16 protein-coding genes and 1 pseudogene are annotated in these 21,561 nt (G+C 62.5%); 5 read left to right on the top strand and 12 right to left on the bottom strand.

The window, feature by feature from the left end; genetic code table 11:
* Positions 1 to 294 precede the first annotated feature (294 nt).
* A complete protein-coding gene (locus D7S86_RS15145) occupies positions 295 to 2,073 on the top strand; it encodes an FAD-dependent oxidoreductase (protein ID WP_121087684.1) in 1,779 nt (592 codons plus the stop codon).
* Positions 2,070 to 3,017, top strand: a complete 948-nt coding sequence (locus tag D7S86_RS15140; protein ID WP_121087683.1) for an NAD-dependent epimerase/dehydratase family protein — start codon at positions 2,070 to 2,072, stop codon at positions 3,015 to 3,017. The genes D7S86_RS15145 and D7S86_RS15140 overlap by 4 nt, the downstream gene beginning before the upstream one ends.
* Here D7S86_RS15140 and D7S86_RS15135 read toward each other — a convergent pair.
* The 8 genes and pseudogenes from D7S86_RS15135 to D7S86_RS15100 form a co-directional block, all read right to left on the bottom strand.
* Positions 3,014 to 4,243, bottom strand: coding sequence for a cytochrome P450 (locus tag D7S86_RS15135; protein ID WP_121087682.1), 1,230 nt, complete (start codon positions 4,241 to 4,243; stop codon positions 3,014 to 3,016). The genes D7S86_RS15140 and D7S86_RS15135 overlap by 4 nt on opposite strands.
* Before the next feature lie 21 nt (positions 4,244 to 4,264).
* Positions 4,265 to 5,308 (bottom strand): 3-oxoacyl-[acyl-carrier-protein] synthase III C-terminal domain-containing protein, encoded by a 1,044-nt coding sequence (locus D7S86_RS15130; protein WP_121087681.1) that lies wholly within the window; start codon positions 5,306 to 5,308, stop codon positions 4,265 to 4,267.
* The gene (locus D7S86_RS15125) at positions 5,305 to 7,320 is read right to left on the bottom strand and encodes an AMP-binding protein (protein ID WP_121087680.1); all 2,016 of its coding nucleotides are present in this window, start codon (positions 7,318 to 7,320) and stop codon (positions 5,305 to 5,307) included. The genes D7S86_RS15130 and D7S86_RS15125 overlap by 4 nt, the downstream gene beginning before the upstream one ends.
* A gap of 843 nt (positions 7,321 to 8,163) precedes the next feature.
* A complete protein-coding gene (locus D7S86_RS15120; protein WP_121087679.1) occupies positions 8,164 to 9,363 on the bottom strand; it encodes a lactonase family protein in 1,200 nt (399 codons plus the stop codon).
* Positions 9,364 to 9,685: 322 nt separating this feature from the next.
* Positions 9,686 to 9,883, bottom strand: a pseudogene (locus D7S86_RS15115) (NrsF family protein); the annotation flags it as partial.
* Between the two features lie 161 nt (positions 9,884 to 10,044).
* Positions 10,045 to 11,250 (bottom strand): lactonase family protein, encoded by a 1,206-nt coding sequence (locus D7S86_RS15110; protein WP_121087678.1) that lies wholly within the window; start codon positions 11,248 to 11,250, stop codon positions 10,045 to 10,047.
* Between the two features lie 293 nt (positions 11,251 to 11,543).
* The gene (locus D7S86_RS15105) at positions 11,544 to 12,185 is read right to left on the bottom strand and encodes a DUF1109 domain-containing protein (RefSeq protein ID WP_121087677.1); all 642 of its coding nucleotides are present in this window, start codon (positions 12,183 to 12,185) and stop codon (positions 11,544 to 11,546) included.
* Complete coding sequence (locus D7S86_RS15100; protein ID WP_121087676.1) at positions 12,182 to 12,754, bottom strand: sigma-70 family RNA polymerase sigma factor; 573 nt, start codon at positions 12,752 to 12,754, stop codon at positions 12,182 to 12,184. Before D7S86_RS15100 ends, D7S86_RS15105 begins: the two co-directional genes overlap by 4 nt.
* 296 nt (positions 12,755 to 13,050) lie before the next feature.
* On the opposite strand from D7S86_RS15100, the gene D7S86_RS15095 reads away from it, so the two are divergent.
* The 3 genes from D7S86_RS15095 to D7S86_RS29140 all read left to right on the top strand — a co-directional run bounded on the left by D7S86_RS15095 (position 13,051) and on the right by D7S86_RS29140 (position 15,042).
* Positions 13,051 to 13,305, top strand: coding sequence for a pentapeptide MXKDX repeat protein (locus D7S86_RS15095; protein WP_121087675.1), 255 nt, complete (start codon positions 13,051 to 13,053; stop codon positions 13,303 to 13,305).
* Between the two features lie 216 nt (positions 13,306 to 13,521).
* A complete protein-coding gene (locus D7S86_RS15090) occupies positions 13,522 to 13,935 on the top strand; it encodes a hypothetical protein (RefSeq protein WP_121087861.1) in 414 nt (137 codons plus the stop codon).
* Between the two features lie 546 nt (positions 13,936 to 14,481).
* The gene (locus tag D7S86_RS29140; RefSeq protein ID WP_147432342.1) at positions 14,482 to 15,042 is read left to right on the top strand and encodes a hypothetical protein; all 561 of its coding nucleotides are present in this window, start codon (positions 14,482 to 14,484) and stop codon (positions 15,040 to 15,042) included.
* 250 nt (positions 15,043 to 15,292) lie between these two features.
* Here the strand turns inward: D7S86_RS29140 and D7S86_RS15085 are convergent, their stop codons facing one another.
* From D7S86_RS15085 to D7S86_RS15070, 4 genes are read right to left on the bottom strand one after another with little or no spacing between them, the layout of a single operon-like run.
* Positions 15,293 to 17,617, bottom strand: coding sequence for an alpha-amylase family protein (locus tag D7S86_RS15085; RefSeq protein ID WP_121087674.1), 2,325 nt, complete (start codon positions 17,615 to 17,617; stop codon positions 15,293 to 15,295).
* Positions 17,614 to 19,152, bottom strand: a complete 1,539-nt coding sequence (locus tag D7S86_RS15080) for an O-antigen ligase family protein (RefSeq protein ID WP_121087673.1) — start codon at positions 19,150 to 19,152, stop codon at positions 17,614 to 17,616. Before D7S86_RS15080 ends, D7S86_RS15085 begins: the two co-directional genes overlap by 4 nt.
* Positions 19,110 to 20,045: a CpsD/CapB family tyrosine-protein kinase gene (locus D7S86_RS15075; protein WP_121087672.1), complete on the bottom strand. Its 936-nt coding sequence runs from the start codon at positions 20,043 to 20,045 to the stop codon at positions 19,110 to 19,112. The genes D7S86_RS15080 and D7S86_RS15075 overlap by 43 nt, the downstream gene beginning before the upstream one ends.
* A complete protein-coding gene (locus D7S86_RS15070) occupies positions 20,042 to 21,433 on the bottom strand; it encodes a GumC family protein (protein ID WP_276313430.1) in 1,392 nt (463 codons plus the stop codon). The genes D7S86_RS15075 and D7S86_RS15070 overlap by 4 nt, the downstream gene beginning before the upstream one ends.
* Between the last annotated feature and the right edge of the window lie 128 nt (positions 21,434 to 21,561).

Here is a 21,561-nt window from a genome sequence, read left to right as displayed (position 1 = left end):
GCGCTCGACATCGGCGGTGCCGATGTCCCCGTCGCGCGTCGGACGTGTTGTTGTTTCTGTTGCTTTTATCGTCCCCGGCAATGCCGAAAGCGCTACTGACTTCGGAAGCGATCTTACCGTGCGATCAAATTGGCGACTACTCGGGTCGTGCTTTTTTTAACACAAACCTTTGACGCGCATGAGAATTCATCATGCGCACGCCCTTGAGCAGCTATGATCGCTGCTGGCCGAAATGACGCCAACCCTTGCCACACGCACTCTTCTCCTTTCATCGATGTCCGCAGGTTTCCTCGAATGATTGTCGACGCCCGTGAGATCCCTGCCGGGACGCGACTCAGCGCGGACCTCTGCATCGTGGGCGCGGGTGCGGCCGGTATCACGCTCGCGCTCGCGCTCGAAGACAGCGGTCTCGATGTCATCGTCCTCGAAAGCGGCGGCGATGCGCCCGAGCCGCAGACGCAGCAGCTCTATGCGGGCACGGTCGCCGACACGCGGCTTCATCCGCCGCCGGACAGCTATCGCGTGCGCCGCTTAGGCGGCTCGACGACGCTCTGGGGCGGCCGCTGCATGCCGCTCGACCCGATCGACTTCGAAACGCGCGACTACATCGCGCAGAGCGGCTGGCCCATCTCGCTTGCCGACCTTACGCCGTATTACCCGCATGCGAACGCGCTCTGCGAAGCGGGCGAGTTCGCCTACACGGCCGAACACGCGTTTAAACAGCCCTTGCGCCCGATGATCGGCGGCTTTGCGAGCGATGTGTTTCAAACGAACACGCTCGAACGTTTTAGTTGCCCGACCGATTTCGGCCGACGCTATCGCGCGCGCCTCGCCAAGGGCCGCGTGCGCGTGCTCCAGCATGCGAATGTGTGCGGATTGCCGATGCAGATAGACTCGACGCGACAAGTCGGCGCCGCCGACGTGCGCGTCGTGGGCGGCGCGGCGTTCACGGTGGCCGCGCGCGCGTACGTGCTCGCGACGGGCGGACTCGAAGTGCCGCGCCTGCTGCTGTCGAATCCCGGTCCGAGCGGACGCGGACTCGGCAATGCCCACGACGTCGTCGGTCGTTTTTACATGAGCCATCTCGCGGGCACGATCGGCACGATCGACCTCGCGGCGGCCGAGTCGGTCTGGCACGACTACGACGTCTCCGAAGAAAGCGTCTATTGCCGCCGCCGGCTCGCGCTGCGCGCCGATGCGCAGCACGCGCTGCGCGCGGGCAACTTCGTCGCGCGACTTCACCATCCGCGCATTCCGGATGCGGGGCACGGCATCGGGATCTTGTCGGCGTTGTATCTCGCGCGCGGCATCGTGCCTTATGAGTATGCAAAGCGCCTCTATGAGGAAGGCGTTCCGGGGGCGGAAAAAAGCTCGACGCTCGCGCACGTGAAAAACGTGCTCACGGGCGCGCCCGACACGACGCGTTTCGTCTGGAATTGGCTGCGTCGCCGCACGCTCGCCGAGCGCAAATTTCCTTCCGTGATCGTGCGGCCCGCGAATCTGCGCTTCAGCCTCGATTTCCATGCGGAACAGGAGCCCAATCGCGACAGCCGCGTCATGCTCGGCGAGCAGACCGATGCGCTCGGCATGCGCCGTATTCATGTCGATTGGCGTTATACGGAGCAGGATGTCGCGACCGTGAGCCGCGCGTTGGCCGCGCTCGCGTCCGAAATCGCGCGCAGCGGGGTCGGCCGGTTCACGTACGACCCCGAACAGGTCGAGGCCGAGATGACGCGATACGGCGCCTATGGCGGCCACCATATCGGCACGGCCCGCATGGGCGCCGATCCGCGCACGAGCGTCGTCAATGCCGACTGCCGCCTGCATGAGATCGACAACGTGTATGTGATGAGCTCGGCGGTGTTTCCGACGTCGGGTCAAGCGAACCCGACGCTGACGATCGTGGCGCTCGCGCTGCGGCTCGCCGATCATCTTCGCGAAACGGCGAACGTGGCCGCATCGGTCATTCCTTCCGAGCGCGCCCGCGAGAACACGCACGAGAACGCTCACGACAACGCGCACAACAACACGAACGATAACGCTCACCCAGGCATTCACGAACCCGCACGATGACATCACGCATTCTCGTTCTCGGCGCGACCGGCTTTGTCGGTCGCCGTATTGTCGACGCGCTCGCGCGGACCGATTGGGCCGAACCCGTCGCGGCGGCGCGTCGCGCGCGCGAAGGTGCGATCGGCGTGGATGCGGCGGATACGGCGTCGTTGAGCGCGGCGCTCGCGAATGTCGACGGTCTCGTCAATTGCGTGGCGGGCTCGCCCGAGACGATCGCGGCAAACGCGCGCGCGCTGCGCGCGGCGCTCGATGCGCGCGCGACGCCGCTGCCGGTCGTGTATTTCAGTTCGATGGCTGTCTATGGCGGGGCCGAAGGGCGCATCGACGAAGACGCGGCGTTCGACGGCAATAGTGCGTACGGGCTCGCGAAAATCGAGGCCGAGCGCTTGCTGGGTCCGGTGCCGACGGTGACCATCCTGCGGCCCGGATGCATCTACGGCGGCGGCAGTCCGCAATGGTCGGTCCGGATCGCGCGGCTCTTGCGCGCGCATCGTCTCGGCGATCTGGGCGCGGCGGGAGACGGGTGCAGCAATCTCGTCCATATCGACGACGTCGTGCAGGCCGTGCTTGCAGCGCTGCGCACGCCCGATGCCGCCGGCCGCGCCTATAACCTCGCGATGCCCGATGCGCCGCGCTGGAACGACTACTTCGTCGCGTATGGACGCGCGCTCGGCGCGACGCCGGTCGCACGCATCGGTGCGCGCCGATTGAAGCTTGAAACGAAGGTGCTCGCACCGATGTTGAAGATCGCGGAAATCGCGGGCCGCAAGGTCGGTGTGAAGGATTTGCCGCCCCCGCTGTCGCCCGCGCTCGCGCGCTTGTGGCAGCAGGATATCCGGCTCGATGTGCGACGCGTCGAGGCGGCGCTGGGGATCGCGTGGCGGCCGTGGAAGGACGCGCTTCAGTCCGAAGCAACGACGCCTTCGTCGCGCCATCCGGGCTAAGGGTGCCGACTCCACGCCCCGTGGAGCGACTCGACGCCGCGTAGCGTGTTCGACGCACGCCACGTGACCTGGTCGAAATTGTCGATCCGCAAATCCGGGAGCCGCTCGAACAATGCACCGATCGCGACTTCGAGTTCGATCGTCGACAGTCGCGCGCCCAGGCAGTAATGCGCCCCGCCGCCGAAGTTGATCAATTGCCGGGCATCGACATCGGGCCGATCGATGCGGAACGTGTCCGGTTCGGAAAAATGCGCGGGATCGCGATTCGCCGCGCCCAAACACAAAAAGATCGAGTCGCCGCGCTTGAAACGATAGCCCTCGAATTCCATGTCTTCGAGGACGTCGCGCATCGCCATCTGTATCGATGATTCGAAGCGCAGGCATTCGATCACGCACGCGCGGATCAATGAGAGGTCGCGCCGCAGACGCGCCAGCTCGCCCGAATGCCGGTACAACGTCACGAGCGCATTGCCGATCATGTTGGCCGTCGTTTCGTGACCGGCGAGGAACAAGAGCACGATGTTCGCGATGATTTCCTCGTCGCTCATGCGCAGGCCGTTTTCTTCGGCCGCAATGAACTGGGAAATCAGATCGTGTCTTGGCTGTCGCCGACGTCTGTCGATCTCCTGTTGAAAAAATGCCTGCATCTCGAACGTCGAAGCATTGGCTTCATCGACCTCGCGATTCGACATGCCGGATGCTTCGAATGCGCGAACGAACGGCGTCGAAAGTATCCGCAACTGATCGGCGGACACTCCGGTTTCTGCTTCGTCGAGCCCGAGGAGCTTGACGATCACCATCGTGGGCAGGCGCCACGCAAACGCTTCGACCAGATCGACCGAGCCTTGATCGATAAACGAGTCGATCAGCTCATCGGCGACCGATCGGGCATGTCGCGCGAATTCTTCCGTGTGCTTGGCATTAAAGGTCTTCATCAGCATCGCGCGCACGTGCGTATGCTGCGGCGGGTTGATCATCAGAAGCATTTGATAGAAGAGGCGAAAGACCGGATCATTCTCGCGATCCTCGCCATACCGCTGTCGAACGAAATCCTGGTGCCAGTGACCAAAGCGGCGATCGCGCAGCACGGTGTCGGCCACGCCGTATCGACCTGTCACCCAGATGTTCGGCATCAGGCTGACAAACGGCGCCTCGTCTCGCAACGTCTTGTAGAACGGATACGGATCGTCGTAAAAGGACGGCGTCGTGAAGTCGATAAAGTCCATGTCCTCTCTCCGTCCGGTCGGCTAGAGCTGCGATGCAAACGAGGCAAACGACATCCCGGCGCTGCCGACCCAACCCGCGATCCGATCGCCTTCGCGCACGGTCCCGGTATCGCGGGCGCGCGCCAGCGCAACCGGCACCGATGCGGACACGATGTTGCCGAGATCGGGATAGATGAACTGGATCTTGTCCTGCACCCCCAGTTTCGTGCCCATTTCCCACCATGCCTGCATCGAAGCCGCGTGCGGGAAAATGGCCTTGAGGCTTTCGTGAGGGACCGAAAGTCGATTGAATACCTCGATTGCATGAGGCTTGCCGACGCGAAACATCTCGCTGGCGAACGAGTGAAAATGATTGGGCCCATTGCAACCCAGACGCGGCTGCGGCTCGCAGTACGCCGTCCATGCGTCTAACGGCACGCTGCACAAATCGCTGTACTGCGCCTCGCTGCCGAAATGGAATTCCCACGGCTGCGCGTCGTCTCTGACCAATACCGTCGCGCTCGCGGCCTCGCCGAGCGTGTAAGCCGCAAGATTCCACTCCACCGCATCGACCTGTTCGAGCCGGAAGCAACGCGGATTGACCCGGCCGTCCGCACGCATATTGAACTCGCAGTTCACGATCAGCGCGTTGCGATAGGCGCCGCTCGACAGCAGGCTCGATACGATGAAGGCCGCCCGCGTCCAGCTCATGCAAGCGTCGACGATATCGAAGCAATGCGCTTGGGGCATGCCCAACGATGCGCCGATCAAATACGCCATCGCGGGTTCGAGAAACCCACGGTCGACGCCGGTATAGACGATCAAGTCGATCTCCGCGCGGCGCAACTGGGCATCGGCGATGGCTTCGCCGACAGCTTGCGACAGCAGTCCGAACGGGGTTTCGCCGTCGGCGAGCCAGCGACGTGCCTTCGAGCCCGAGTAAGTCAGAAAGAATCCGATGCGCCGCAGCGCATCGCGCAACGCGCGCTCGTCGAGTTCGGGGCTGTGTTCGCACACCATGTCTTCGATATGGCGGTTGGTCACGGTCCTGGAAGGAACCGCCGCCTTGATCCCTGCGATTTTCATGATGTGTGCTCCGCGAGATAGCGGCTGAGCCGGTCGATGTCGGGATAGTCGAGTACGACGGTGGCGGGCAATACTCTCGAAAGCCGTTCTTCGAGCGTCCCCGTCAGTTCGAAGAGGTCGAGAGAATCGAGACCGAGCGAAGCGAACGAATGCCCGCTGGAAACCTGCGTCGCGGGAATCCGCAGCCGGTCAGCGACGAAATCGGTCAGCCATCCGCGCACCGTACTCAAGTGTTCCTGAAAACGTTCGGCGGCGACGCGATCCGCGTCCGATGCCGCCGCTGCGCGAGCCACGATGTCGAGCGCGCCCGCGCGATATTCGCGACGCACCGTCTGTCTTTGCACCTTGCCGCTCGACGTCAGCGGAAACGTGCCGGTACGCACGAACACCGCGTCATGCAATTGCACCTCGTGCTCGCGCGCAATCGCTTCGCGCAGCGCGCGGAACGCGGCGTCGGCGTCGAAGCCGTGGCGTTCCGTGCGTTCGACTTCAGCGACGAGCACGAGCCCTTCACCGTCGTCCGTATCGACAGCGAACGCACCGCAGCGTCCCAGGCGCACCGAGGGATGCGCCGCCTCGGCGGTCGATTCGACATCCTGGGGATGCAGATTGCGGCCTCGGATAATGATCAGGTCCTTCACGCGGCCCGCCACGAACAACGCGCGATCGATCACGAAACCGATGTCGCCCGTGCGCAGGAACGGGCCCTCGCCGTTCGCGAGGCGCGCCTGCATCGTGGCCATCGTCGCTTCGGGCTGGTTCCAGTAGCCCTGCGCCACGCTCGTGCTGCTCACCCAGATCTCGCCTGTCGAATCTTCGTCGCACGCCACGCGTGTCGAAGGGTCGACGATGCGGATATCCGCGCCGATATGCGTCCACCCGCAGCTCTGGAACGTCCGCGCGGAGGTCGTGCCCGTCATCTCGCGAACCGCGACGACACGGCCCTGCTCATACGCAGCGGCATCGAGCCAGATGCTTTGCGCAGGCTCTCCGGCCGCGACGCTCGTGACCTTCAACGTGCATTCCGCCAAGCCATAGCCCGCGCGAATCACATCGTGCTTGACGCCGCATTGCGCGAACGCCTGGGCAAAGCGCTCCAGCGTGCGCGGCCGCACCGTTTCGGCTCCGTTGATGCAGACTTTCCAGCTCGAAAGATCAAGTGCCGCCTTGGCGGCTTGCGTCACGCGTTCGACGCACAGCTCGAATGCGAAATTCGGGGCGGCGGAATGCGTGCCGCGAAATCGGCTGATGGCCTGAAGCCAACGCACCGGCTGCTGCAACACGGCCGCGGGCAGCAGCGAATAGACGGGGAAACCGAAATACAGGGGCAACAGCGTTCCGTAAATGAGGCCCATGTCGTGATAGACGGGAATCCACGTCACCATGACCGACGCATCGTCGTGCCCGCAGCTCGTGTTCATGTCCTCGAACAGCGAGCACAGGTTGGCATGGCTCACCATGACCCCTTTGGGGTTCGCGGTCGAGCCGGACGTGTATTGGAGGAACGCAATATCGGCGGGCGCGCCCGCGAACTCGGGCGGCGTCTGCGCGGCCGCGATCGGCTCGACGGCAAGCCATGCGAGGCCGGAAAATGCCGGCGATACCTCGGCCAATTCAGCGCGACGTTCGACGACACGTTGATGGGTCAGCGCGACGACGGGCTGCGCGTCGTCGATGATCGACACCAGGCGATCGAAATTGCGCGAGACGCGCGCCGTCGCGCCCGATTCCCGCACGGGATAACCGGGCACGGCGATCACACCGGCCATCAGGCAACCCAGAAACGCAACGACGAAATCGGGACCGCCGTGAAACAGCAAAATGGCGCGGTCCCCGGGGCGGCATACCTTCGAGAGACGGGATGCGATCGCGCCGGATCGCTCGACCAACTCGCGATACGTGAGCGATATGTCGATATCGCCCGTGGGCGATATCGAACCATACGCGACAGCATTCGGCTTGCTTTCCGAATGTCGGCGGACGGCCTCGATAAGCGACCGCGATCGGCTCATGCCTTCTGTGCGGAATGCGTTTGTCACGTTCTTCCTCAATTCACGCAGGAACCGGCCTTCAATAGGAGGTCAGCTCACATATTGAGTCAAAATTTATTCCACCAAGAATAAATTCCCCATACGGCCTCGCATGAATTCAAAATCGGGACAGTTCAACACGATCCGGCCGTGAAATAAAACAGGCAGACATACCGGCACGTACAAAATACCGAAAGCGCATTAAATGGGACTTGTCGATATCAATAGCGCGGAAACAAATCGGCCAACAAGCACGCGCACGACGAGGCACAGCATGGCGCAACGGGCCGCAGCGCGTCGACACACACGAATCGTTCTGCAACCGAGATAAACTTCCGATGCGGCACTTATTTGCCGTTGATATACGAGAACGGGCTTTGAAATCAAAAAGAGCGTCAACATTCTCCTTTCTGAAAATAATCGAATGGGAGTCTAATTCACGAAAATTATTTCATCAAGGAATTTCATATGACAAATGATAAAACACTATTTTTCATATGAAAAATCAGTTAATGAAATTAATACAAGGGACAGAAAACGAAATGAAAAGATTATTGTGCGGAGATTAATGCGCATGGAATTCGATCGGGATGTATCGGTACGCGGCGGGCAATGATGCACGGCTCGATATTTATCGCGATCCGAGTGAAACGCCGACGCCGGCATTCGACGATGCATCATCGACGCCGCGCGGCGTTCACGAACCCGGCAAGAAGGCGTGGCGATGCGGCAGCCCCTCAATCGAGCGCGTCGTTCTTACGATCCATGAGATCGGGCCAAACGCGGCGCGCGAGCGTCGCAGGTTCGACGCCGCGCGCACGACACTCAAGGCTGAGCGAGGGCGATCGAGTAGGGATTCCTGCCCGTCGCGATCGGGCTTCCGATCACGGGCGTCAGCGCTCCCGACGTTGCGTTGATACTGAATACAGAGACAGTGCTGTCGCCGTAGTTCGTCACGTACGCAAAAGTGCCAGCCGGGTTGATCGCCATGAAACTCGGGTTGAGCCCCGTCGAAGCCGGGCTGCCGCTCAACGGCGTCAATGCACCCGAGCTCGCGTCGACGCTGTAGGCCAAGATCGTGTCCGCGACGGCGTCCGGCACGAACGCCAACGTGCCCGTCGGGTCAATCGCCATGCCCTCCGGCGTGTTCCCCGCCGTGAACGGACTGCCGCTCACCGCCGTCAACGCGCCCGTGCTCGCGTCGATGCTGAACACAGAGATCGTGCTGCTACTGGCGTTTGCTACGTATGCCAGGGTCCCGGTCGCGTTCACCGTCACGGCATGCGGATCGGACAACGCCCCGGCATCCGACGCAAACGGACTACCGCTCACGGGCGTCAATGTGCCTGTGCTCGCGTCGATGTGAAACACCGAGAGGGTACCGTCGTCCCCGTTCGCCACGAACACCAAAGTGCCCGCAGGGTTCACCGCCACACCCTGCGAACCGTTGCCCGTCTGAAACGGGCTGCCGCTCACCGGCGTCAACACGCCCGTGCTCGCGTCGATGCTGAAGACGGCGAGCGAACCGCTTGCGTTCGTCACGAACGCGAACGTACCCGCCGGGTTGAGCGCGACGTATTCCGGGCCGGACTCCGTGGCAAACGGACTGCCGCTCACAGGAGTCAGCACACCCGTGGTGGCATTGATGTGGAATACGGAAACGGTGCCCGCGCCGAAGTTCGTCACGAACGCCAACGTGCCTTTGGGGTTCACTGCCACACTCACTGGACTGGATCCCGTCGAAAACGGACTCCCGCTGATCGGCGTCAGTGCGCCTGTGTCCTTGTCGACGCTATAGCCGGAAATATCGCTTTCGTTAAAGTTTGCGACATAGGCGAACGACCCGTTGGGGGTAGCGGGCGAGACCGCTGTCGCGTGCGTACCGTCGCCACCACATGCGGCAAGCGCGAGCGCGACAGATGCCGTGGCGAACAGACGAATGGCGCCGGCGGCCCGTTCGCGCGATACGGCTGAGACACGCTTGACGCGGTGCGTGCCGATCGCCACGAATTCCGACATCTTCATACACTTTTCCTTTAGTTTTTAATTTTTGCGTGATGAATCGGGCACCCGAACAGCGACTAGCGTGCGCATACCGGGAAGCTTAAAGGCTTATTGCGCGGCGCAATCTTCGAAAAGCGAACACTTATGGATACAGTTCTTGGGATTGCGTGGCGAACGCGTCTCTGAGAAGCGCGGATGGCGTGGGTGACTTGGGTGATCGGCTTGAACGCCTCACTCACGAGCGCTCATTAAACGTCCGTGCGATTCGGTGTCTTCGAACCGTGCTCCGTCCAGGCGCGGCGACCGCCGCCGGAACCCGCCGACACGCACCGATACGCGCCACTTACCACCGCAGCAACCGCGGACCGAGCAGCGCGCCGATCGCCGTCGGCACCAGCATGCCGAGCATGTACCACGCGCCCCAGAACGGGATGCCCATTTCGGGGCAATGCAGGCAATACGCGAGCGTCGCCGTCGAGCTCGCGAGCAAACCGCCCGCCGCGCCCGACATCGCAAGCCGCGTCGGCGCCAAGCCTATCAGGACCGCGATCGAAAAGCGTTGGGCCGACACGTGGCGGTCCACCGGCGCGGCGCCGGTCGCGATACGGAAGTCCCTCAATCGAACGCGGCGTCGTTCGGTCCATGCGCTCGGGTCGAACACGGGTCACGGACGCCGACGGTTCGACGCCCGTGCTTCCGCGCTCAGGGCTGAACAATGGCCATCGAATTCGGAAGCACTCCTGTCGCGAACGGACTGCCGCTGATCGGCGTCAGCGCGCCCGTGGTCGCGTCGATGCCAAAGGCGGAGACGTTGCTGCCGTAGAAGTTTGTCACGTACGCCACGTTACCTGCCGCATTGATGGTCACGGTACCCGGCGCATCGCCCGCTGTAAACGGACTACCGCTCACCTGCGTCAGCGCCCCCGTGGTCGCGTCGATGCTGAAGACGGACAAGGTGTCGTCGCCTGAGTTCGCCGTTATCGCCAAGGTGCCCGCCGAGTTGATCGACACCCAACTGGCCCCCGCACCCGCCGCAAATGGACTGCCGCTCACTTGCGTCAATACACCTGTGCTCGCGTTGATGCTATAGACGGAAATATTGCCGGGGCCTCCGTTCGCCACGAACGCCAAGGTACCCGTCGGGTTCAACGTCACGGTATACGGGTTGCCCTCCGCGCTAAACGGACTCCCGCTCACCTCGGTCAGGGCGCCCGTCGTCGAGTCGATGCTAAAGACCGAGACGTTGCTCCCGCTGACGTTCGCCACGAATGCGAAGGTGCCCGCCGGATTCACTGCGACGCTATTGGGGCCGTTTCCCGCCGCAAACGGACTGCCGCTCACGGGTGTCAGCGCCCCCGTGGTCGTGTCGATGTGGTACACAGCGATGTTGTCGTCGCCCCCGTTCGCGACGAACGCCAAGGTGCCTGCCGGGTTCAACGTCACGGTTTTCGGGTTCAGTCCGGCCGCAAACGGACTGCCGCTCACCGGTGTCAACGCCCCCGTGGCCGCGTCGATGCTGAAGACAGAGATGTTGTTGGAACCATCGTTCGCCGCAAATGCGAAGGTACCCGCCGCGTTCACCGTCACGGCCTCCGGGTAGGTCTGCGTCGCAAACGGACTGCCGCTGATCGGCGTCAGCGCGCCCGTGGTCGCGTCGACGCTGTAGGCCGAAAGGTCGTCGTCGTTGAAGTTTGCGACATAGGCAAACTGCTTGGCGGAGGCAGGCGGCACGGTTGAGGTCGTCGCGGTTTGCGTGCCTGCGCTGTCCTCGCCACCGCAGGCCGCAAGCGCGAACGCGATGGATGTCGCGGCCAACAGACGAACGGCGCCGGCGGCCCGTTCTCGCGATACGGCAGACGCGCGCTTGACGCGGTGCGTGCCGATCGTCATGAATTCCGACATCTTCATACACTTTTCCTTTCGTTTTTAATTCGTGCGTGATGAATCGGGCACCCAAACGGAGACCAGCGTGCGCGTACCGGGAAGCTTAAAGGCTTATTGCGACACGCAATCGTCGAAAAGCGAACACTTATGGATACAGTTCTTCGAATGCACGGCAAACGCGTCTCCGCGACGCGTCGGCGATTGGATTGTGAGCTTGATCAATGAAGGTTCATTGAAAGTGACATGGATTCGGCGCCTTCGAACCGTGTCGCGGCCATGTGGGACGTGCGCCGCCGATACCCGTCGTTATCCGCCGTTTACCACCGCAGCAACTGCGGACCGAGCAGCGCGCCGATCGCCGTCGGCACCAGCATGCCGAGCATGTACCACGCGCCCCAGAACGGGATGCCCATTTCGGGGCAATGCAGGCAATACGCGAGCGTCGCCGTCGAGCCCGCGAGCAAACCGCCCGCCGCGCCCGACACCGCAAGCCGTGTCGGCGCCAAGCCTCTCAGCGCCCAGAACACGGCGACAAAGCCCGGCACGGACAGCATCGCGATCAGCAGCGGGCAAACGCGCCACGTGGCGCCGAGCACGAGTGCGAGGCGCGTGCCGCTCGGCGCGGCGATCAACACCCAGGCCGCGGCCAGCCATACGGCCGCAATCGGCGCGGCAATCAACGCGCGGCTGCCGCCCGCGCGCACGCCTGGCCGCGCAAGCCGCATCGACATCCATAGCGAGCCGATCATCAGACACAGGGGCAGTGCGATTTTGGCCCAGAAAAGCGGTGTCAGCGCGACATCGGCGAGATCGCGCCGCACGCCGAGACATGCCGCCGCGATCAGCGTCGCGCTCGCGGCGCCGATCAATACCGCGATCGAAAAGCGCTGGGCCGATACGTGGCGGTCCACCGGCGCGGCGCCGGTCGCAAGCAGGGAAATGAAATCATCCGTCTTCATCGCGTTCCTCGAATCCTTGCCGCTAACGCCTTAAGCCCACGATGCACGCCGACCTTGACCGCCGACTCCGACATGCCGGTCAACTTCGCGGTCTCCGTCACGGAGCGCCCTTCGAGTTTGACATGCACGATGGGCAGGCGCTGACGGTCGGGCAACTGCTCAAGCAAGCTTGCAACGTCGCGCTTCGCGTGAGCCGCTTCGAGATCGGGCGCGGCGAGCCATTCAAAGACATCGTCGAGCGGATCGTTCAGCGCTTCGTGACGCGAGCGGGCGCGGAAATAGTCCGACAGCTTGTAGCGTGCGATCGCGTGGATCCACGCGGTCAGCGGCTCGTCTGCGCGATAGGTATGTCGTGCGTTGTGAACCGCCAGCAGTATCTCCTGCACGAGGTCCTCGACATCGGCCGCGCGATCATGAAGCCGTCGACGCAAAAAGCCTCGCAAGTGCGCCCCCAGTTCCGTCAAAAATTGCCGATATCCGGCGCTATCACCATCCAGGCCGCGCAGGAACAAGACACGCAAATGCGTCTCGCGTGCTTTCGCGGCGTCGATATCGGTATTTCGGGACATCGGGGCGACTCGTTACAGAAAACGCGAGTTTATTCCACATCGATGTGCGCGTCGGCTTTCGAGACGGTCTCGCGTGTTCGTCTTTCGTTCGTCTTTCGTTCGTCGTTCTTTAGGTGCCGAGAAAAAACTTTGCGCGAGTGTAACCACGCGCTGACCCATGACGAACTACCCCTCAGATGCGAGATGACGACGCATCGATCGTTGTGCGCTAGTCGCTTTTTCTCAGCCATACGGACCGTTCGCGAACCGCAGCGATGCAGTGCAACGGCTCGACCCACATGACCTAAGGAGTGTTTATGAAACGCATTGGAATCGCAGCAGTTGCCGTCGCCATGCTCGTCACGGGCGGCACGGCGTTCGCTCAAGCAAGCGGCGCCATGTCCAACGATTCAATGGCTAAGGACTCGATGGCCAAGGATTCGATGAGCAAGGGCTCGATGTCGAAGGACGCGATGGGCAAGACCGACGCGATGTCGAAAGATTCGATGAAGAACGGCGGCGACAAAATGAAGTCGGACGCCATGAAAAAAGACGACACGATGAGCAAGTAAGACCGGCACGTGCATTCACGGCATGCCGCTGTGAATGCACGTGGAAAGACCGGCTCGGATGCGCGCGAGATCCGCCTCGTCGCGGGGACTCGTGTGCGTGCGAAAGCCGCGTTTTCATGGGGATTCGCGCGCATGCGAATTCTCGATCTGCTATCGCGCACGACGCGCACGATTCAGCGGTGCGCAGCGGCGTCGGTACCGATGAGGACATCGATCATGTCGAGCACATGGACGCATCGAGCGAAGCTGTTTATCCAGCGGTTCTGGCAGCCGACCACTGCGTGCATGACCTGCATGCCGGGAAGCTGGAGCCATATCGCGAGCATCGGACACTGGACGATCGCGTTGCACACGGGTCTGTTGACCGGACTTCTGGCGGTGCTATTGACGTTCACGCCGGCGGTTCGATTCTATGAGCACCGATACGGCAATGCGTTGATCGTCGGCGTGCTGACGACCGTCGGCGATGCTTACGCTCATACGAGTCACTACCCCATCGCTTACGTCGAGCACATCGCGACGGGCATCGTTTCCGGCGTATTGACGTTGGCGGCGTCGTATTGGCTCAACAACCCCGCATGGGATTTTCGAACGGCGTGGGCTCGCGCGTTTCGTAGGAAAGTCGGGTAAGCATCGCTTTGTTTGGAGAGCTTCGATCGCGCGCTCGCTTTGGATTGGATCGCGACAAATTATCCAGCGCTGCTGGCAGCCGACCTCCGCGTGCATGAACGACATGCCGGGAAGCTGAAGCCATATCGCGAACATCGGGCACTGGATGATCGCGTTGCACGCGGGTCTCCTGACCTGACTTCTGGGGGTGCCGCTGACGTTCGCGCCGGCGGTTCGACTCTGTGAACACGGATACAGCAATGCGTTGATTGTCGGCTTCTCCTCGGCGAAAACATGCTGCCAAGAAAGGGAACTCTCGTTTAGCGGTCCGCGGCATTGCAACAATACCCGGCACCGGCCGACGTCAAGACAACGATCGACCTCGGTTTAGAAAAAAAATTCCAATGTAATAAAATGCAATCAATAAGCGCGCCGAATGTGTTACGAGCCGAGTTATTGATCGTACAATTTGCCGGACTTAGCAACCCGTGGTAGCTTAAGTTGCGCCGCGCATTATGAAATACATCACGGTGCGCAAAAAACCAATACCTCCCCGATCATGTGTTATTGAGCGCTAACTATGCATTGGAAGAGAAGGTGTCTTGCCGTTTGGCGATGGGTGGCGACAATGGCAATCGTCACAATCTTGATATCAATATCCGTGTTTCCGGAAAAATTCGACCTCTGGTTTGGCCGGGAAACTTGGTTGATCCGATTGCTCAATTTTGGCGGACGTGCGCCATTGATAAAGTATGCGTGTGCCCCCTATCAAAATACGCTGAATTTTGCCGGGTCGCTAGCGGGAGCTTTGGCAATCGTTGGCTTCGCACTTTTTTGGTTATTTTTCTATCCGGCGGAACACCGGAGACACGCTCAGCAATTGATTTATACCGGGCAAAATTATTAGATAAAAAAAATGTCGACGCTGTGCCGCCCCAATGGTTACGGTATCTTTTTTTGTGCATATTTTTTAGCGCATCCGGCATTTATATATTTGCATCCTCTGCAATACCCGATGTAGTCTGTGTAAAAACCGCTGGCGCGCTGATGTTTAATGTCACAATGGTCACTGCATCTCCTTTTATTATCGTATGCCCACTGTGGGTTGCAATTAGATCGATCCCTTAGAACCTAAGGGTAAGCGCGACTAGCCGAGCCGTGGCACCTGGATTTTCAACTCACGATTCCGTTTTTCGAGGACTTCATTCAAACCCACCAAATTCCAGATGCTGAAGCGAAAACGGAATAGCAATGCAATACGCTCGACGAAGTCAAGCAGCAATTGGGGATGTCGATCCTCGACGAAGGACATTAAAGCCACCGATCACGATCGCCATTCGTATCATCTAGCTCGCTAAAAACCGGTCCAAGCATGCGCCTAGTTTGCCGCGTGTGGAGACCCAACATTCGGCGACGGCGCATCGAACACAATTTCGTACCACGGACTCGCCGTCTCGGCGCGCTGCTGAACCGCGATCGTCAAACCCTGTGTCCCTGAACGCACGTCCGTCGATGGCAGCTCCGCGCGTCTGTGCCCCGCGCCATCGAGCGGATATACGTGGGCCGCGCCCGAACGCGCCGACAACATCAATGTGAACGGCACGCGCATCATCCACGTCGGCGGCACCGTCGCACGTTGATTCGACGGCGCATCGCCATCGCCCGACGCCAGCGTCATCCATCGCGGATCGTCCTCGTACGGCACGATCCGCGCTGGACGATCCGCGCGTTCGCCCGGCGCAGCGCCCAAGGTCAGCGATCCGATCGACAACAGCATATGCCGCGATCGACTCAACTCCGCGCCGTCGAGCGCATCGAGCCACACGCTCGCGCTATGCCGACCCGGCCCGCCGAACTGTATCGACATGTGATGCAGATCGATTCGCTCTGCCCCCGCCGCACCGAACACGCCCCATGCGCGCGGGCCGTCGAGTATCAGACGGCCGGCCACCGGGTCGTATTGGACCACGCCGTCAGGCGTCCGATACGGCGCCGTCTCCGGCGACGGTGAAGGGCTCGCCGATGTCGCAGACGCCGCCGTCAGATCCTCGGCCACCTGCCCCGACCACGCCCATTCCGGCTTCGCGCCTACGTGCGCATCGAGATCGTGTTCAAGCGCATCGTCCCGATCGCTCATGCCGATATCGAGCCGCTCCGCTGCCGGCAACGGCACATCGATCCGACGCTGTAACGGCGCAATCCCGAATGTCCGGAACAAGCGCGCGCTGCTTCCCGTCGTCACGTAGCGGCCCCAATCCCCCGCGAGATCGAACTCCGTCGGCGCGATCGGCGCCTGCGCGCGATCGCTGTATTCGAAGAAGAACAGTCCGTCCCAGTCCTGTTGCGCGCCCAGGATGCTCATGATCGGGATCATTTCGCTGCCGCGCGGATTCGGAAACGGTTCACCGAACTCACTCACGATAAACGGCCGCCGACGGTCCCGTCGTAGCCCCAGCGCGAGCAGTCGATTCATCTCGTCGCCGCTCGCCGACAACAGCGGAATCCGCCAATGTCCATCGTCGCCCTGCCCACCCGGATAAGTCGGATGCGCGACGTATATGTGGTCATCGACATAATCCATCGCCGACTGCGAGTCGAAGTTCAGCACGCCGCCGAACGTCATCTGCGTCCCCGAAACGGGCACGGGTTCATCGACTGCTTCGCGTACCACCGTGCGCAGACGATCGAAATACGCCTTGTCCGTCGCCGCGAGAAATTGCACGAAATCGCGCTTGTGCCGCGTCTCGCCGGAGCCGAACGCGGCCCCGGGCTTCGGCAGATACAACGCGCCTTCGTCGCCGTCGTCGCATCCGCCCCATGCATCGCACGCCGCCGCAAGCGTCGTGTAGCGATTGATCAGCCACGTACGCCAACGCTGCCGCAACTCGGGTTCATAAGCCGACGGAATCGCTTCGTTCCACTTGCCGTCGTGCCACGCATTCAATAACGACGACTCGTTGTCGATCTCGACGATCGCCAACGCCGGGTTATGCCGCAATCCAAGCCTATCGATCAGACCACGCGCATAGTCGATCTGCCGCGCGATCAAGCGCTCGTCGTAGACATGGATCGGCGCATCGATCGGCGGCGCCGGCGAGCCATCGTCGAGTGCCGGCAGATGATCGACCGCAGGCCGGAAGCGATAACCGACATGCAGGTTCAGATCGACATAGATGCCCGCGTCGCTCAGCGCAGCGATCAGCGTGCGTAACCGCGCCACCGCCACCGGATTGAAGCTCGGATAGGGACCGGTCGTGAGCACGCTCAACGGCGCGTCAGTGTCGTCGCTCGGCAGGGAATCAAGATGATGGAGACGTACCGCGTTAACGCCGAGCTTGCTAAGCCGCCGCGCGAGAGCCTTTGCCTGCGCCGCGTCGGGGAAATTCGCGCCGAACGTCAGATTGGCACCGAACAGCCGAACCCGTTCGGTCGCGCGTCCATCGGCACCGACGCGATAGAAATGCCCGTCGCGTGCGATGACACGCGATCCGTCATCGAGCGGACGATTCAATGCGGATTGATCGGGCGCGCCTTCGAGCGCGTCCTCGTCGATACCGAACGCGAAGAACTGCGCGAGCGCGAGTTCGCTCCAGCTCGGCGAAGGCACCTGACTCGATGCCGGCAGCACGAGCGGCACAAGCAACACCAGCGGCAATAACCAGCGCGTGGCGTGACGACACGCGACGGCCAGAGGGCGCTTCATACCTTGAACGAACCGGCGGACGCGGGAGAAGCGGAGTCACGTACGGCTGCCCCCGCCCCGGCCCCGCCGCTTGCGCCGGCGCCGACGTTCGCGCTATCCGCCCTCGCAGCGACCGCGGCCGCGCGCGACGCCTCGCGCCGCGCCTGCCGCGTCAGCGCGACCGTGGTACCCACCGACATTGCGGAAAACAGAAACAACAGATTCTGCAGGGCCGTGTCCGCAAGCAATTGCGTCTCGGAGTAATTGCTGATGACGATCGACACGAACAAGGCCATATGGAACGCGGCCTCGTCGCGGTCGCGGAAATACAGCCAAATCAGGCTCACCGTATGCCAGAGCAGTGCAACGAAGAACAGCCCGAGCCCGACCTCACCGAGTTCGTTGAGGATGTCGAGATAGCCATTGTGCGCATGCGGCGGCATCCAGCCGAGCGCCTGCTTGACATAGGCCGCCGGCCCATCGTCCCCGACCCAGAACGCGCCGTACCCGCCGCCCCAAATCGGGTGCTGGCGAATCGACAACCAAACCATTTCCCAGATCTGATCACGCCCGGTCAGATCACTGCTCTTGTTGAACAGCCCCGTGACGAAGCCGCGCACGTCCTCGATGTCGGGCAGCCGTCCGGCGACCAGATAGAACGCCAGCAACACATACATCCCGAGCAGCGCGCCGACGAGCAGCAAGATCGAACCCGTACGGTCATCCGTGAGTTTGCGGCGCGTCGCGAGATAGATCGCGAACGAAATGCCCGTCACGAGCTTCGAGGTTGCGCTGTCGGCCATGACGAGCATGAACAGACTGAACAACAGCGCTGCCGCGCGCGCGCGCGCGACGCTGCGGCTATCGCACGGCATCAGACACTCGCGCAGCCAGAGCAGCGACGCGACCGCCGCGACGCTGCCGAGCACGTTCTTTTGCCACATGATCCCGCGCCACGCGCCGCCGAGCAGATAGTCGACGCCGACCTGCGGCCAGAACACCGCGACGAGGCACGAGATGCCGAGCAGGACCGTCAGCACGCCCGTCGTCGCGCGCCAGATCTGCCGTGGCGAACCGGACGGCGCCGCAAGCGCGAAGCCGGTCAGCATGATCCCCGCGAACATCGCCGCGCGCTTGACGGTCAGGACGGGATACGGCGACCAGAGCGCGGTCACCAGGCAATAGATCATGAGCGCGACGAGGCCCAGATTGATCCCGCGCAAGCGCTGGATGGAATCACGCGGATGTCGCCAGATAAGCCACGCGCAGATCGCGAAGATCGGGCCGAATTCGAGCTGCCGCACGGTCGAACCGCCCGTAATCGTATGCGACGCCGCCGGGCCGATATCGCTCATCGACAGCGTGTCCGGCACGAGCGCGCCGACGAAACACAGGCCGATCACGCCGTTCATGAGCCAGCGACGACGACGCGCCTGCAAGGCCTCGCGTGCCAACTGCAGCTCGGCGGCATCGGGCGGCCCCGAGCGGGGCGTCGACCACACGGCCATGACGGTCAGCGCTTGCGCTGCCGCGTCGGCAACCAGCCGCGCAACCAACCCGTACGCGCTTCGGGCGGCTCGTACTCGTTGTACACCGTGCCAAGCAGCTTGACGTTGGCGCCCCCGAGCAGGGCTGCCGTCTGTTCGAGCTCCGACGTCCGCGTGCGATCCTTGCGCGCGACGAGCAGGCACGCATCGACCTGCCGTGCGATCAGCAGCGCGTCGCCCGATTCGTTCGTGGGCGGCGTCTTCACGATGAAGATTTCGAACTGATCCATATAGCCGCCGAGCACCCGCTGCAACGACGCATCGCGCAGCAGTTCGGCCGGATTCGGCGGCTGCGGGCCCGCGTCGAGAATGCCGAGCGAGGCGATGCCCGGCACCGTGCGGACCGCGCCGACTTCGTGACGGCCCGCCAGCATGCCCGACAACCCGTTCGCGAGCGGTTTCCCCATCAATTCGCGCTGACCGCCCTTATGCAGATCGGCATTGACGAGCAAGGTCTTGCGGCCGACTTGCGCGAATGCGACAGCCAGACTCGACGCAAGATACGTCGAACCCGCGCCCGCGCCCGGACTGATGACCGCGAGCGAGAAATGACGCTGCTCGGCCATGCGCATCGAAACCATCGTGCGCAACTGGCGCACGGCTTCGGCTTCCTGACCGAACGGCTCCGACGCGATCGCGAGCGGCAATTCGACGGGCCGCGTAAGCGTCGACACGTCGTACTGATACTGCTCGGCGAGCACGGCCGACACCATCTGCTCCGAGACGAAGCCAAGCTGAACGGCGGCCTGTCCGAAACGCAGATTGCGGCTGTTCTGAAGCTCGATCACGCGTTGCACTTGCTCGCGCGTGAGCAACCCCGCGCGCACGAAGCGGTCGCCCATGCGCTCGATGCTCTGGCCGTCTTGTTCGCCCAACTGGCGGTGTTCGAGAACGTCGTTCATGCGCGTGCCAGCGCCGAAGCGCCCAAGGGACTGCCGATGCGGCCGATCATGCCGAGGGCAGGGTTATGAAGCAGGTCGTCCGCGCAGCGCACATGACGATTGCGGAATTCAAGCAGCAAAGCGAGTGCAATCCCGCCGAGCAGGCCCACGAGCAGCCCCGCCAGGAGGCCGCGCGTGACCCGCGGGCTCGACGGCTTGACCGGCACGTCGGCGCGATGGAGCACGACCGCATGCGGCAGCGAGATGCTGCTCGCCATCAACACGCTGCCGTATTTCTGGACGGCATCGTTGTAGACCTGTTCGGCGCTGTCGAGCTGACGCTGGTACGCGGCGAGGCGATCGTGCTGCGCCATCTGCTGGAGCACGCGCTTGCGCTGCTGCGCGATCGCGTCGTCGAGCGAGGCCTGCTGAGCATCGAGACGCTTGAGGTCGTCACGCTGCGCGACGAGGTTGGCCTGCGCCGTGGTCGCCATGCGCGACTGCAGACGCTGACGCTCGGCGTAGAGACCCTGCACGGTCGGATGGTTGCGTCCGAGCGCGCCGTCGACCGCGCCGATCTCGCGATTGAGCTGGTTGAGGTTCTCGTGCAGATCGTTGAGCGTCGCGACGGTCGCCATTTGCGGCAGATCCTCGGGGCGCACGCCCGACTTCAGCATCGCGTCGGTCATCTGCTCGCGCGCATGCGCATCGCGCGTCTGCGCCTGCAGCGTCTGCTGCTCGGTCAGCATGTCCTGCAGACGGCGCGACTCTTCCATGTTGTTGTCGGACTGCGCGTCGGTAATGCCGTTCTGCTCGCGGTAGTTCGTGAGTTCGGCCTGGACCGTATTGACTTCGTGGCGCAGTTGTTCGAGCCGCGCCGTGTACTGGTCGCTGACCGAACGCGCCGCCGCCGCCGAGACTTCCTGGCTCAAGGCGAGATACGCGTCGACGATCGCGTTGGCGCCGTCGCGCGCGCGCGTCGGCGATTTATCGGAAAACGAGACCTGGAGAATCCGCGTGCCGTGCCCGCCGCCCACGACGAGCTTGCGCGCCACGCTCTGCATGATGTCGCTGCGCGCCTTCGTATCGGTGCCGTCGCCGCCCGCCGGCAGCAAGCCCTGGATCTTGAGCATGCGCTCGATGACCGCCGGGCTCTGGATCATGTCGATCTGCGTGTGGATATAGTCGTCGTCCGAGTTCGGCGACAACGACGAATACGCACTGCTGTCGAGCGGATTATTGGCCTTGAAGTCGACGTAGACGTCGGAAGAAGCCGTCCAGGCCCGCGGCACGATCGCGAGGATCAGCGCGGTGGCGGCCAGGGTCGCCAAGGCCACGCCCGTGATGACACGGCGGCGCGCGAAGAGAATCGCCCCCAGCTGATTCAAATTTACCGACAACAGACCCACATCAGACGGCCTTGTATCCACGCTGGAACCCCATCTCAATTACCCAAGCGACCGGGGCCCGATTCTATCCCATGCATGTGCGCGTCAATCCCTCGAACACCCCGTCGAAGCAGACTGATACCGCTTTG

The organism is Pararobbsia silviterrae (assembly GCF_003628125.1).
GTDB lineage: Bacteria > Pseudomonadota > Gammaproteobacteria > Burkholderiales > Burkholderiaceae > Pararobbsia > Pararobbsia silviterrae.
This window is presented reverse-complemented; position numbering and strand designations above follow the sequence as displayed.